Below are 14499 nucleotides of genomic sequence, written 5' to 3'. Positions count from 1 at the left end.
GGCCGTCCGTCGCACCGACGGGCGGCCCCGGTGTCGTGCCGGGGCGCGGATGCGAAGGGGGTGTGCCGGGGCGCGGTACCCCCGTTCGGGGGTGGCGCCGGAGCCGCGGGATCGGGACCATGGTCCCCGACCCTCGCGATCCCCAGCCAGGAGGCAGCACGTGCGGACCACGCCGACCAGTCGCAGCTACTCATCCGGCACCTCGGACGTCCCGCTGCTCGGCGACACCATCGGGGAGAACCTCGACCGCGCGGTGCGGGCCTTCCCCGACCGCGACGCCCTGGTCGACCGGCCCACCGCCCGCCGCTGGACGTACGCCGAACTCGCCGCCGACGTCGACGCCCTGGCCCTCGGCCTGCTGCGGCTCGGCATCGCCAAGGGCGACCGGGTCGGCATCTGGGCGCCCAACTGCGCCGAGTGGACGCTCACCCAGTACGCCACCGCCAAGCTCGGCGCGATCCTGGTCACGGTCAACCCCGCCTACCGGGCACACGAGTTGGAGTACGTGCTGAAGCAGGCCGGGATCCGGCTGCTGGTCGCCGTCGAGCGGTTCAAGACCTCCGACTACGCCGCGATGATCGAGGAAGTCCGGCCGCGCTGCCCCGAGTTGGAGCGCGTACTGCTGACCGGCGGCCCCGGCTGGGACGAGGTGCTCGTCGCCGGCCGGCGGGCCGACCCGGCGCTGCTCGCGGAATTCGCCGAGCGCCAGGGCGAGCTGGCCCCCGACGACCCGATCAACATCCAGTACACCTCCGGCACCACCGGGTTCCCCAAGGGCGCGACCCTGTCGCACCACAACATCCTCAACAACGGGTACTTCGTCGGCGAGCTGCTCGACTACACCGAGCAGGACCGGATCTGTGTCCCGGTGCCGTTCTACCACTGCTTCGGGATGGTGATGGGCAACCTGGCGGCCACCTCGCACGGCGCCTGCACGGTCATCCCCGCCCCGTCCTTCGAGCCCGGCGCCACGCTGGCCGCCGTCGCCGCCGAGCGCTGCACCTCGCTGTACGGCGTGCCGACCATGTTCATCGCCGAGCTGGCCGACCCCGACTTCGAGCGCTACGACCTCGGCAGCCTGCGCACCGGCATCATGGCCGGCTCGCCCTGCCCGAGCGAGGTGATGAAGGAGGTCATCGAGCGGATGGGCATGGTCGAGGTCTCCATCTGCTACGGCATGACCGAGACCTCGCCGGTCTCCACCCAGACCCGGGTCGACGACTCGGTCGATCGCCGGGTCTCCACCGTCGGCCGGGTCGGCCCGCACCTGGAGGTCAAGGTCGTCGACCCGGCGACCGGCCGTACCGTCCCGCGCGGTGAGCCGGGCGAGCTGTGCACCCGCGGCTACTCCGTCATGCTCGGCTACTGGAACGAGCCCGAGCGCACCGCCGAGGCCGTCGACGCCGCCCGCTGGATGCACACCGGGGACCTCGCCGTGATGGACGAGGACGGATACCTCGCCATCACCGGGCGGATCAAGGACATGGTGATCCGCGGCGGCGAGAACCTCTACCCGCGCGAGATCGAGGAGTTCCTGTACACCCACCCGGACGTCCTCGACGTCCAGGTGATCGGCGTCCCCGACCCGAAGTACGGCGAGGAGCTGATGGCCTGGATCCGGATGCGCGAGGGCGCCGAGCCGCTCACCGCGGAGGCCGTCCGGGCGTACTGCGCGGGTCGGCTCGCGCACGTCAAGATCCCGCGCTACGTGCACGTGGTGGAGGAGTTCCCGATGACGGTCACCGGGAAGATCCGCAAGGTCGAGATGCGTGAGGCGGCGGTGCGGATCCTGGGGCTGTAGCCCCTCGGGTCCGGTCCGGCGGGCTGCGGGTGTCCGGCGCGCGCCGGGGGAGCGGGGCACGCGTCGGGGGTACGCGCTCGTCCGGGCGGGTGGAACGGCGGCCCGCCGGGAATGCCGCACGGTCGGTGTGCGCGCAGTCCCGGCATGACTGCTCGTACGCCCATGCGATCCCTGGTCGCGGACGCCGCCCTCGCCGCCCTGCTCGCCCTGGCCCTCGCCCACCCGGCCGCGCCCGCCCTCGCCGACCGGGCCGGGCCGACGGGACCGACGGCCGGCTGCGCCGCACAATCCGCGGCACAACCCGCGGCACAACCCGCCGACCGGCCCGGTGGCACCGCCGGTCCCTGCGCCCGCTGACCGGGGTGGTCCCCGCCCCACCACCGGCTGACCGCCCGAACCGCTCGGACGCCCCGGCCGTTCTCCTCCCTCCGGTAGGGTGCGCGGTCGTCCGGGCCCGACGAGGAGAGGTGCAGGTCGATTCGATGAGCGGGGCGAGGACGGTGGCCGGGCCGGGGGAACTGCGGCGGCACCTGGGCGTGTTCGACGCCGTGGTGATCGGGCTCGGGTCGATGATCGGCGCCGGCGTCTTCGCCGCGCTGGCGCCCGCCGCGGCCGCCGCCGGGTCCGGACTGCTGATCGGGCTGGCAGTGGCCGGCGTGGTGGCGTACTGCAACGCGACCTCCTCGGCCCGGCTCGCCGCCCGCTACCCGCAGTCCGGCGGCACCTACGTCTACGGCCGGGAACGCCTCGGCGCGTTCTGGGGCTACCTCGCCGGCTGGGCCTTCGTCGTCGGCAAGACCGCCTCCTGCGCGGCGATGGCGCTCACCGTCGGCTCCTACGTCTGGCCCGGACAGGCCCACGCCGTCGCGGTCGCCGCGGTCGTGGCGCTGACCGCGGTCAACTACGTCGGAGTGCAGAAGGCGGCCCGGCTCACGCGGGCGATCGTCGCCGTCGTGCTGGCCGTGCTCGCCGCGGTGGTGACGGCCTGCCTCACCGGCGGCGACGTCGACACCGGCCGCTGGGCCGTCGGCGCGGACGCCGGCCTCCACGGCGTGCTTCAGGCGGCGGGCCTGCTGTTCTTCGCCTTCGCCGGGTACGCCCGGATCGCCACCCTCGGTGAGGAGGTCCGCGACCCGCGGCGCACCATCCCCCGCGCGATCCCGCTCGCGCTCGGCATCACCCTGGTCGTCTACGCCGCCGTCGCGCTCGCCGTCCTGGCCGTCCTCGGCCCCGACCGCCTCGCCCACGCCGGGGCGCCGCTGGCCGACGCCGTCCGGGCCGCCGGGGCCCCCGGCCTGGTCCCGGTGGTGCGCGCCGGGGCCGCGGTCGCCGCGCTCGGCTCGCTGCTCGCCCTGATCCTCGGCGTCTCCCGCACCACCCTCGCGATGGCCCGCGACCACCACCTCCCGCACCCGCTCGCCGCCGTCCACCCCCGCTTCGGCGTACCCCACCGCGCCGAGCTGGCCGTCGGCACCGTGGTCGCCGTCATCGCGGCCGTCGGCGACGTACGCGGCGCGATCGGCTTCTCCTCCTTCGGCGTCCTCGCCTACTACGCCGTCGCCAACGCCTCCGCCTGGACCCTCACCCCCGCCGAAGGCCGCCCCCCGAGGCTCGTCCCGATCGTCGGCACGGCCGGCTGCCTCCTCCTCGCCTTCGCCCTCCCCGCGTCCGCCGTCCTCAGCGGCGCCGCCGTCCTCGCCCTCGGCGCCGCCGCCTACGGCCTCCGCCGGGCGACGGCCCGCCGCTGACCCGGGCGTCACCCGGGACCCGTCCGAACGCCGACGGCCGGCGGGGCGCGATGCCCTCGCCGGCCGTCGGTGGGTGTGCGGGGTGTTACCGGGCGCCCCACTCCTGGTCGGTGTGCACGATCTCGCGGCCGAGCGGCATCAGCGAGATCGGGATCATCTTGAGGTTGGCCCAGCCGAACGGGATCCCGATGATCGACAGGAACAGCGGAATGCTGGTGATCAGGTGCCCGATCGCCAGCCACCACCCGGCGAAGACCAGCCAGATGACATTGCCGACGCAGGACGCCGCCCCGGCGTCGGGCCGCTCCACCGCCGTCCGCCCGAACGGCCACAGGATGAAGCCGGCGATCCGGAACGAAGCGATCCCGAACGGGATGGTGACGATCAGGACGCAGCAGATGATGCCGGCGAGCGTGTAGGCAAGCGCCATCCAAATGCCGCAGAAAACGAGCCAGATGACATTGAGGATGAACTTGATCGCCTTCATGGGTCGTACCTTCTCACGTCGCTCGTGCTTGCTGCCATGACCGGTGAATGCCCGCTGGCGGGCGCGTCCACGCCCCTAGGGCCCGTCTTCGAACCCCCGCCTGCGGGGCGACGCTCCCCCAGCCTTCGGCCGGGAGGTACCCCCAGGGCACAAGCGCACCTCGCCGCGTTGTCGTCGGTCGCCGATGGCCCCCAGCCTTCGGCCGGGAGGTGCCCCCACCGCATGGACTCTCCCCCAGCCTTCGGCCGGGAGGTACCCCCATCCTCCGCCTTGCGATGCACGCACCCCAACGCCGCCCCGCCCGCCCTGGCGGGCGGACGACGGGGGTTCGAAGACGGGCCCTCGGGGGCGCATATGGGGGACCGGGCCGGGGTGGCCGGATCTCGACGGCCGGGAGGGTGGGCCGAGATTTCTTCGAACCGGCCTGCAACCTCGGCGGGCGGTGCACGGCGGTCCGGGGCGTTGGGCCGGGGCTGTCAGGCCGGGCGGGGGATGTAGGCGAGGCCGTGGGCGCCGGGTTCGGCGAGCTTGGGGACGGTGAGGCGGGAGACGGAGGTGAGGGTGTCGAGGTCGACGACGTCGACGGTGGAGGAGACGACGCAGGAGACGTAGGCGAACCGGCCGTCGGGGGAGGAGGTGATGGTCAGGGGGAAGAGGCCGACCTCGACGGAGCCGAGGCGCCGGTGGTCGTCGGCGGAGAACACGGTGAGCCGGCCGGGGAGTTGGCGGCCGAGCGCGGAGTCGGGGTCGGGGGCCGAGCGGACCTCGCCGGCCAGGATCCTGCCGGTGGAGGTCAGGTGGACCGGGAGCGCGGCGGACTCGGTCGGGAGGACGGCGACGACCGATGCCGTCTCGGTGTCGATCACCCGGATGCCGGGGGCCGCGTCGGGCCGTGCTGCGTAGCCGAGGTACGGGCCGGCGACGTAGACCCGGGTGCCGTCGGGGGAGACGGCGAGGCCCTCGCTGCCGGGGACCTCGACCTTGGTGGTCATGACGCCCCGGCCGAGGTTCACGACCGAGACGAACGGGGCCTCCTTGTTGGTGGCGAAGCCGGTGCGTCCGTCCGGGGAGATGGCGAACCAGTGCGGGCCGGGGGCGCCGGTGTCGATCCGGCCGAGCGAGCGGCGGGTCTCGGTGTCGATGACCACGACGCCGCCGGGGCGGTCCGGGCCGCCCTCCACGCTGACGTAGAGGCGGTTGCGCTCGGCGTCCAACGCCAGTCCGTGCGGGCCGTGTTCGGGGGCGAGGTCGATCACCTCGACGATCCGGCGGGTGTCGGCGTCGATGAGGGTCAGCTCGGTGCGCCGGCCGTTGTGCGCGTGGTAGTAGCCGGAGCTGTAGGCGGTGGTGCACCAGAGCTGGCGCCGGGTCGGGTCGAAGAGCAACTCGTGGGGTTCGGCGAGGATTTCGACGGTGTCGAGGAGCCGGTCGGTGGCGGCGTCGAAGAAGGAGACGGTCGGGCCGCTCTGGCTGACGACGGCGAGGACGTCCCCGGCGAGGTGGGAACGGGAGGTGGTGGACAACGGGTGCTCCTTGCGGCGGGTTTCCGTGTGAACGGTTCCACTCTCGGCGCCCCGGGGCGCCGGCACCATGCAAAGATTGGCAGGGGATAGTTTCCCTATACGCAAAAGTGCAGTTCAGGAGCCGAATCATGGACCTCAACCTGCTGCGGGCCCTGGACGCCCTGCTCCAGGAGAACAGTGTGACCCGGGCCGCCGAGCGGCTCGGCACCTCGCCGGCGGCGGTGAGCCGGATGCTGGCCCGGCTGCGCCGCGCGGTCGGCGACCCGCTGCTGGTGCGGGCCGGCCAGGGGATGGTGCCGACCCCGCGGGCGCTCGAACTCCGCGAGGAGGTGGGCGCGTTGCTGCGGGGCTGCGAGAACGTGCTGCGTCCCGGGGCGGGGTTCGACCCCGTGCACCTGGAGCGGACCTTCACTGTGCAGACCAGCGACGTGGTGCTGGTCCGGGTGGCCGGGTCGTTGACCGAGCGGATCCGCGCGGAGGCGCCGAAGGTCGACGTGCTGTTCCTGCCGGAGGCGCTGGAGGGCGGGCCGGCGCTGCGTCAGGGGCTGGTGGACGTCGAGGTGGGCGTGCTCGGGCAGTTGGACCCGGAGATCCGTACCCGGCCGCTGGTCCGGGCGCCGCTGGTGGGTGTGGCCCGCAGCGGCCATCCGCTGTTCGAGGGGCGGATCACCGCCCGGCGCTTCGCCGCGGCCGACCACATCGGCATCTCGCGGCGGGGCAAGCGGCTCGGGCCGATCGACACCGTGCTGGCCGAGCGCGGACTGCGGCGCCGGGTCGCGGTGGTGGTGCCGAGCCACACCACCGCGATGCTGCTGGCCCGGGACAGCGACCTCGTCGCGCTCGGCCTGTCGGACTGGCTGCCGGAGACACTCGACGCGCTGGGGCTGCGCACCTTCCCGATCCCGCTCGAACTCGCCCCGCTGGAGCTGGGGATGGCCTGGCATCCGCGCAACTCGGCCGATCCAGGCCAGCGTTGGTTCCGCGAACACCTGGCGGCGGCCGTCCGGCAGGTGCGGGAGGAGTGAGCCGGCCGGGCGCGGTACGGACCCCACAGTCCGTACCGCGCCCGGTGGTTGCCGGTGGATTCCGGACGGCTACCGGCGGAGCGGCCCCTCGCAGGTGTAGTCGGCGGTGCCGGCCTTGCCGGTCTTCCAGACGTCGACCTTGCCGAAGGTGCAGTTCATGTCGTTGAGGTTGTTCGCCCCGTCGACGTTCTTGGTGCGGGTGAGGAGGAAGTAGTCCACGGTGTCGGACATGTCCTTGAAGACCCTGTCCGGGTTGGCGGAGTCCGAGAGGTTGGCGGTGATGCGGCCGGTGCAGACGAAGCGCATCGGCTTGTTGGCCCAGTCGCCGTTGTCCTTGCAGGTGGGCGTGGAGGAGGTGGCGGCGGCGAACTCCTCCTGGACGTCGTCGGCCCAGGCGAGGTCGAGGGCGTCGTCGGCGATGAAGGAGGTCGACGGGACGTACAGCTTGTCGACGTTCTTGATCTGCTCGTCGAGGAAGGCCGAGTACTCCTTCTGGAGCGCGGCGTCGGCGCCCGCCCGGGTGCGCCAGGCGTCGAACCCGGCCGGGTCGTCGGCGCGCTCGTAGCCGTACATCTCGCGCAGCAGCGTGGGGTGCTTCTGCCAGAGGAACTCGAAGAAGGTGCCGGCGTAGTTGTAGAAGTGGAAGGCCGGGGTGTCGGTGTACTTGGCGTGCAGGAGCTGGGCGACGGTCATCCGCGGGATGCCGGCGGCCTCGTCGGCGGCGAGCTTGCGCACCAGCGACTTGCGGACCAGGATGCCCTGGTCGCGGGTGGCGCCGTCGAAGAACTCGGCGGTTCCCTCGTCCATCGCGGTGGTCTTGTCGTCGGCGTACCAGCGCGCGTCGCCGAAGTAGCCCGGCACCGCCCAGCGGCCGTTGAGGTAGTGGGTGTACTCGTGGCGGAACAGCTCCTCGAGGGTGAGCTGGGAGTCCTGCGGGACGCGCCGCTGGTAGGTGTAGAAGGTGGCGCCGCGCTCGATGTACATGCCGCCGTTGGCGGTGCTGTAGCCGGTGAGGACCGGCTGGTACACCTCGTAGTCGGCGCGCGAGGCGTACAGGTGGATGTGCAGCGTGGAGTTGGTGTCCCCGGCGAGCGGCTGGTCGGTGCCGAGGACGCGGAAGAACTGGGTCTTGACCTGCTTGCTCGCGTAGTACATCTGGTCGACGGTGGCCTTGTCGAGGGCGGTGCGGACCTCGATGGCGCCGTTGTCGTAGGTGTACGTGTGGGGGAAGAGCCTGGCCTCCAGATCGGACACGCAGACGCCGTACTGGTGGCAGACGCCGTAGGTGGCGGCCCAGCCGATGGCCTTGACCCACGGGTCGGACCACTCGCCGAAGGAGGTCCTGGTGGTGTCGATCAGCGCGCCGAGGCCGGCGACGGTGGCGTCGCGCAGGGCCGGGATCTGGCCGAAGCGGCCGGCCTCGGCGACGGCGTCACGGGCGGTCCAGGCGTTCCGGGTGCCCTTGAGGTGGCCCCAGGAGGCGTACGCGCGGAACGCGGCGCGGTAGTCGGCGTCGGCGGTGACGGCGGCGAGGAAGGCCGGGTCCTGGTTGTAGATGCCCAGGTAGTTGAGGTTGAGCGCCTGGAGGACGGCCTTGCCCCAGGCGGCGCTGTCGGCGACGGTGGTGCCGGGGGCGAGCACGCCGAGGATGCGCCGGGCGAGGCCGAGGTTGTTCTGGCGGAGGCCGTCGGTGCCGGCGGTGATGGCCGTCTCGCGCAGGACGTTGGCGGCGAGGTCGGTGCGGTCGAAGGCGTGCGCGCTGCCCGCGTACGCCGTGACCGCCTGCTGGACCGAGCTGAGCGTGGCGGGGTCGGAGACGTTCAACTCGTGGTGGGTGAAGGCGTGGTAGACGGTCGCGTGCAGGTACGTCCACAGCTCGTAGACGTGTGAGGAGCCGGTGCCGTCGTCGGTGGCGGACAGTTGGGCGATCCGCTTGGCGACCGCCTGGACGTGGGCGTTGTCCATGGTGGTGGTGAAGCGGGCGTCCCAGGTCCAGAGCAGCGTGTTGAGACAGCCGTCGGCGGTGACCGCGGGATCGGTGAGGAAGGCGACCAGTTGGTCGGCGCCGAGGCCGGTGAGCCCGTCGACGGTACAGGGCACGCCCGCGGCGGTGGTGGGCGCGGTGGCGGCCGTGGCGGTGACCGGGCCGGCGGTGGGCGCGGGCGCGCCCACGTGGTCGGGCAGCAGGCCGGGGATGAGCGAGTCGCCGAGCGAGCCGCCGCCGGGGGCCGGGGCGGGGGCGCCGGGCTTGGCGGCGTCGGTGCCGAGGTGGTCGACGTCGTCGTAGGCGGTGCGCCGGTCGGGGTCGGCCTGGGCGGGCGTGGCCGGGGTGGCCGGGGCGGCCGACTGGGCCGTGGGGGCCGAGGGGGACGACGGCGTGGGGGTGAGGGCCTGGGCGGTCTGCAGGGTGGGCAGCGTGAGCGTGAGGGCCATCGCGGAAGCGAGCAGGACTCGCTTGGCAACGCGGGAAGTTGACACCGTAACTCCTGGAGGGGGAAGTGGCAGGGCGGTGCGAGGCGGCAGTGCCGTGGGGGTCCGGCCCGGGACTGCCGGGGGGAGGGGGCGGGCGGTGCGGGGTCGGGGCCGCCCCCGAGTGAGGCGTAACATAGCAATGTGAAATTGCACCTGCCAAGAGGGTGAACGAAGTTGACCCCGGCTCGGTCCGCCGCCGCAGTTCGGGATACCCTGCGGGGGTACGGGATCAGCTAGGACGGTGGGGAGGCGAACGATGGCGCGGTCACCGCGACCGTTCGGGCCCGCCGTCCCGTGGGTGCTGCGCCCGCTCCTCCTCGCCGCGCTGCTGCTGGGCGTCCTGACGATGCACACGCTCGGGCATCCGGTTGCCGGACATGGTGGGCACCACAGGGGTGACGACCGCGTGACGGCGGCGCAGCAGCTTCCCGAACACCACACGATGGCTGCTGAGCCCGTACCGGCCTCGGCCACGGACCCCGCCTCCGCCGACGGCATGGACCCGATGGCGGTCTGCCTCGCCGTCCTCGTCGGCTGGGCCCTGGCGCTGCTCGTCGCCGGCCACCTGCTGCGCCGCAGCGGCGACGCCGCCGCCGAGGTGCGGGCCAGGCTGCTGCGGGCCGTCCGCGCGCTGCCCCCGCCCGGCGGCGGGCGGACACTCCTCACCCGGCTCTCGGTGCTGCGTCAGTAGGCGCGCGCCCGCCGTCCCGTGCCCGCGTGCCCCGACAGGCCCGTGCACGGAACGGCGGACGCGACGTCCCGCTCACCCACACCACACCGCACGAGGTGCACTCCGTCATGCGCACACCCACCCGTCGTACCGTCCTCGGCGCCGCGCTCGGCGCCGCCGGGGCCGGCCTGGTCGCCGCCTGCTCGTCCGACTCGATGAAGGGCATGGACCACTCCGCCATGAACCACGGCGCCACCGGGAGCACCGGCAGCGCCACCGGCTCGGCCACCGCCTCCGGCGCCGCGCCCACCGGCTTCGTCGCCCCGAACGGCCCTGAGGTCGCCGCCGCCGAGGCCCGGCGCAACCCGGGCCCGGAGCGGAAGGTCGCGCTCACCGCCACCGAGACCACCCTCGACCTCGGCGGCCGCACCGTCCGCAGCTGGGCGTACGGGGACCGCCTGCCCGGTCAGGAGGTCCGGGCCACCGTCGGCGACACGCTCGCCCTCACCCTCGCCAACCACCTGCCGCAGCCCACCTCGCTGCACTGGCACGGCCTCGCGCTGCGCAACGACATGGACGGCGTGCCGGGCGTGACGCAGGCCGCCGTCAAGGCCGGCGGGTCCTTCGACTACCGCTTCGCGCTGACCCACCCGGGCACCTACTGGCTCCACCCGCACTCCGGCGTCCAGCAGGACCGCGGCCTGTACGCGCCGCTGATCGTCGAGGACCCGAAGGAGCCCCTGCGGTACGACAAGGAGTGGGTCGTCGTCCTGGACGACTGGGTGGACGGCGTCGACGGCAGTACCCCGGACGCCGTCCTCGCCGAACTCGCCAAGGGCATGGGCGGCACGGGCGGGATGGGCGGGACGGACCACTCGGGCGGCTCCGGCCACGACATGCCGGGGATGCCCGGCATGGGAAGCGCATCTGGTGCGGCGAGCGGAGCAACCGGCCCCTCCCGGATGCTGATGGGTGCCTCCAGCCCCCTGCTCGGCGGCGACGCCGGTGACGTGGCCCACCCGTTCCACCTGGTCAACGGCCGGCTCGCCACCGCGCCCGAGACCTTCACCGCCAAGCCGGGCGACCGGATCCGGATCCGGCTGATCAACGCGGCCGGCGACACCGCCTACCGGGTCGCCCTCGGCGGCCACGAGCTGACCGTCACCCACACCGACGGCTTCCCGGTCGAGCAGGCCACCACCCGGGCGCTGCTGCTCGGCATGGGCGAGCGCTACGACGTCCTGGTCACCGCCCAGGACGGCGTCTTCCCGCTGACCGCGCTCGCCGAGGGCAAGAACGCCACCGCGCTGGCCGTGCTGCGCACCGGCGGAGGCGCCGCGCCCGACGCCTCGGTGCGCCCGGCCGAGCTGGACGGCAAGCTGGTCACCGCCGGGCAGCTCAAGGCCGGCCCGGACGTCCGACTGTCCGCCAAGTCCCCCGACCGTACGGTGGGGTTGGAGCTCACCGGCGGCATGGCGAAGGCCGACTGGGCGTTCAACGGCCGCCGGTACGACCCGGCGCAGCGCTACCCGGTGGCGGCGGGTGAGCGGGTGCGGCTGGAGTTCCGCAACAGCACCGCCATGTGGCACCCCGTGCACCTGCACGGGCACAGCTTCGCGCTGCCCGGCGGCGGCCCGCGCAAGGACACCGCGATCGTGCTGCCGGGCGCGACCCTGGCCGTCGACTTCGACGCCGACAACCCGGGGCTGTGGATGGTGCACTGCCACAACGTGTACCACGCGGAGACGGGCATGATGACGGTCCTCGGTTACCAGGCGTAACCCCCGTCCGCATCCCGGGACGCCGGGGCGGGGAGCCCGCTCCGCACCCCGGCGTCCCGGCCCGCCGCGCCGTGCACCCGCGCCGACCTGCGGCGTCATGACGTTTTCTTAACGCGTCCCGATGACGTGCCCTTAACGCCCGTCGCATAGCCTGGCGCACTGCCGTCGCCCGACGGCGCTTTACGGGGTCTTTAAACAAGAGGTGCAAGGTGGTTTCGTCGGGTTCGACGGAGACGACGACGGACGATCCGTCGTCGGCGCGAATACGGCTCCGCAGCTGGCTCCTGGAGGACGTGTCCGCCTCCAAGACCGCCCCGGACGCGGGCACGGACAGTGACACGGAGACGGGGGACTCCGAGGCACACGGCACGGGCGGTGCGCACGCCGGCCAGCGCTGGTGGCGGGTGATGTGCCTGACCGGCCTGGACTACTTCTCGACGCTCGGCTACCAGCCGGGCATCGCCGCCCTCGCCGCGGGCGTGCTGTCGCCGATCGCCACCATCGTGCTGGTGGTCGTCACCCTGCTGGGCGCGCTGCCGGTCTACCGGCGGGTGGCCAAGGAGAGCCCGCGGGGTGAGGGCTCGATCGCGATGCTGGAGCGGCTGCTGTCGTTCTGGAAGGGCAAGCTGTTCGTCCTGGCGCTGCTGGGCTTCGCGGCGACGGACTTCCTGATCACCATCACGCTGTCCGCCGCCGACGCGAGCGCGCACCTGGTGGAGAACCCGCACCTGAACGGCATGCTCGGCGGCAAGCAGGTGCTGATCACGCTGGTCCTGGTGGCGCTGCTCGGCGCGGTCTTCCTCAAGGGCTTCAGTGAGGCGATCGGCCTGGCGGTGGCGCTGGTCGGCGTCTACCTGGCGCTGAACGTGGTCGTGGTGGCCGTCGGCCTCTGGAAGATCATCGAGGCGCCGCACGTGGTCACCGACTGGACGGACGCGCTGACCGCCCAGCACGGCAACCCGGTGATCATGGTCGGCGTGGCCCTGGTGACCTTCCCGAAGCTGGCGCTCGGCCTGTCCGGTTTCGAGACCGGCGTCGCCGTGATGCCGCACATCGAGGGCGCGCCCGGTGACACCGAGGCCAACCCGGCCGGCCGGATCCGCGGCGCCCGCAAGCTGCTCACCACCTCCGCCGTGATCATGAGCTGCTTCCTGATCGCCACCAGCTTCATCACCACGCTGCTCATCCCGGCCGACCAGTTCAAGCCCGGCGGCGACGCCAACGGCCGCGCCCTGGCCTTCCTGGCGCACGAGTACCTGGGCGGCGCCTTCGGCAGCGTCTACGACCTCTCCACCATCGCGATCCTCTGGTTCGCCGGCGCCTCCGCGATGGCCGGCATGCTCAACCTGCTGCCGCGCTACCTGCCGCGCTACGGCATGGCGCCGCACTGGGCGCGCGCGGTGCGGCCGATGGTGATCGTGCTGACCGTGGTCGGCTTCCTGGTCACCTGGATCTTCGACGCCGACGTGGACGCCCAGGGCGGCGCGTACGCGACCGGCGTGCTGGTGCTGATCAGCTCGGCGGCCATCGCGGTGACCATCGCCGCGTACCGCAAGCGCGAGAAGGGCTGGACGGTCGCCTTCGCGGCGATCTCGGCGGTCTTCCTCTACACCACCGTGCTGAACTGCATGGAGCGGCCGGACGGTCTCAAGATCGGTGCCTGCTTCATCGCCGGCATCATCCTGGTCTCGCTGCTCTCCCGGCTGCGCCGCGCCTTCGAGCTGCGCGTCACGAACGTCGCGCTGGACGATGTGGCGGAACGTTTCATCAGGGACTACGCGCACCGCCCGCTGCGGCTCATCGCCAACGAACCGAGCCGCCGCGACAACGCCGAGTACCGCGACAAGATCCGCCAGATCCGCGCCGACAACGACATCCCCGGCGAGGACGACCTGGTCTTCGTCGAGGTCACCGTCCGCGACGCCTCCGACTTCGAGGCCGAGCTCACCGTCCGCGGCGAGGTCCTGCACGGCCGCTACCGCGTCCTCACCCTGGAGAGCTCCAGCATCCCCAACGCGATCGCCGCCCTGGCGCTCACCGTCCGGGACCGCACCGGGCAGCGGCCGCACCTCTACTTCGAGTGGACCGAGGGCAACCCCTTCGCCCAGTTCCTGCGCTTCTTCCTGTTCGGCCAGGGCGAGGTCGCACCGGTCACCCGCGAGGTGCTGCGCGAGGCCGAACCCGACCGCTCACGCCGTCCGCGGGTCCACGTCGGCTGACCCCTGCCCGTACCCGTACGGCCCGTCCGCTCCCGGTGAGCGGCCGGGCCGTCGGCGTTCCCGGGCCGTCTTCGGTGTGACCGGGCACGGCGCCGCCCACGCCCGGGAAGGGGAGGGCGTGGGCGGCGGGGACGGGTCCAGGCGGCGGGTCAGGAGGGGAGGTCGAGGACGGTGCCGGGCTGGATGAGGTCCGGGTCCTCGCCGACGGCCGTGCGGTTGAGGGCGTACAGGGCCGGCCAGCCGCCCGGGACGCGCAGCCGCTCGGCGAGGTCGGCCAGGGTGTCGTCCTCGCGGACGGTCCAGGTGCCGCCCCCGGGGGTCCCGGCTCCGGTGGGGGTGGCCGCGGCGGCCGGGGGCGGGAGGACGCCGCCGCGGTCGTGGTCCCGGGTGGCGCGGGCGCCGCAGACCGGCCACGGGGAGAGGCCGCGGTGGCCGGCCAGGTGCTGGGCGACGGCGATCTGCTGGTCGCGGGTGGCGAGGTCGGCGCGCGGGGCGTAGGCGAGGCCGCCGTTCTCGCGCCAGGTCGGCTGGTCGAACTGGAGGCCGCCGAAGTAGCCGTTGCCGGTGTTGACGCGCCAGTCGCCACTGCTCTCGCAGGCCGCCACGCTGTCCCAGTCGTACCGGTCGTCACCCGCCCGTCCGGGGTCGGACCCGGTGTCGCGCCCCGGCGGCGCGGCGTGGGCCGCGGGGGCGGCGAGGACCACGGCGAGGGCGCAGAGCGCGGTGGGGACGAGGCGACGGAGACGAGCGGTGGGAGGCATCGGCGGCTCTCA

At 73.3% G+C, this 14499-nt stretch carries 11 protein-coding genes; 7 read left to right on the top strand and 4 right to left on the bottom strand.

What is annotated here, in order from left to right; all coding sequences use genetic code 11:
- Positions 1–49: 49 nt before the first annotated feature.
- The 3 genes from ACYP53_RS27455 (at position 50) to ACYP53_RS27445 (ending at position 3549) form a co-directional block, all read left to right on the top strand.
- Positions 50–1801, top strand: a complete 1752-nt coding sequence (locus tag ACYP53_RS27455; protein ID WP_459649385.1) for an AMP-binding protein — start codon at positions 50–52, stop codon at positions 1799–1801.
- Between the two features lie 144 nt (positions 1802–1945).
- On the top strand, positions 1946–2158 hold the full coding sequence (locus ACYP53_RS27450; protein ID WP_459649384.1) for a hypothetical protein: 213 nt from the start codon (positions 1946–1948) through the stop codon (positions 2156–2158).
- A gap of 125 nt (positions 2159–2283) precedes the next feature.
- Positions 2284–3549, top strand: a complete 1266-nt coding sequence (locus ACYP53_RS27445; protein WP_459649843.1) for an APC family permease — start codon at positions 2284–2286, stop codon at positions 3547–3549.
- Between the two features lie 85 nt (positions 3550–3634).
- On the opposite strand, the gene ACYP53_RS27440 is transcribed toward ACYP53_RS27445, so the two are convergent.
- Together ACYP53_RS27440 and ACYP53_RS27435 are read right to left on the bottom strand one after the other, a co-directional pair.
- Positions 3635–4036, bottom strand: a complete 402-nt coding sequence (locus ACYP53_RS27440; RefSeq protein WP_189916979.1) for a YccF domain-containing protein — start codon at positions 4034–4036, stop codon at positions 3635–3637.
- Positions 4037–4512: 476 nt separating this feature from the next.
- The gene (locus tag ACYP53_RS27435) at positions 4513–5559 is read right to left on the bottom strand and encodes a YncE family protein (RefSeq protein WP_189916987.1); all 1047 of its coding nucleotides are present in this window, start codon (positions 5557–5559) and stop codon (positions 4513–4515) included.
- Positions 5560–5687: 128 nt separating this feature from the next.
- Between ACYP53_RS27435 and ACYP53_RS27430 the strand changes: the two genes are divergently transcribed.
- Complete coding sequence (locus tag ACYP53_RS27430) at positions 5688–6584, top strand: LysR family transcriptional regulator (protein ID WP_459649383.1); 897 nt, start codon at positions 5688–5690, stop codon at positions 6582–6584.
- Between the two features lie 69 nt (positions 6585–6653).
- Here ACYP53_RS27430 and ACYP53_RS27425 read toward each other — a convergent pair whose 3' ends face one another.
- Positions 6654–9062 (bottom strand): collagenase, encoded by a 2409-nt coding sequence (locus ACYP53_RS27425; RefSeq protein WP_459649382.1) that lies wholly within the window; start codon positions 9060–9062, stop codon positions 6654–6656.
- Between the two features lie 250 nt (positions 9063–9312).
- Here ACYP53_RS27425 and ACYP53_RS27420 point away from each other — a divergent pair, with 250 nt between their 5' ends.
- From ACYP53_RS27420 to ACYP53_RS27410, 3 genes are all read left to right on the top strand, one after another.
- Positions 9313–9747, top strand: a complete 435-nt coding sequence (locus tag ACYP53_RS27420) for a DUF6153 family protein (protein WP_459649381.1) — start codon at positions 9313–9315, stop codon at positions 9745–9747.
- Between the two features lie 107 nt (positions 9748–9854).
- Entirely contained in the window at positions 9855–11507 is a 1653-nt protein-coding gene (locus ACYP53_RS27415; protein ID WP_459649380.1) for a multicopper oxidase family protein, read from the top strand.
- A 407-nt stretch (positions 11508–11914) separates the two neighbouring features.
- Entirely contained in the window at positions 11915–13726 is a 1812-nt protein-coding gene (locus ACYP53_RS27410; RefSeq protein WP_459649842.1) for an APC family permease, read from the top strand.
- A gap of 149 nt (positions 13727–13875) precedes the next feature.
- Here the strand turns inward: ACYP53_RS27410 and ACYP53_RS27405 are convergent, their stop codons facing one another.
- A complete protein-coding gene (locus ACYP53_RS27405; protein WP_459649379.1) occupies positions 13876–14487 on the bottom strand; it encodes a transglycosylase family protein in 612 nt (203 codons plus the stop codon).
- Between the last annotated feature and the right edge of the window lie 12 nt (positions 14488–14499).

The organism is Kitasatospora sp. Ki12, assembly GCF_054601375.1.
This window is presented reverse-complemented; position numbering and strand designations above follow the sequence as displayed.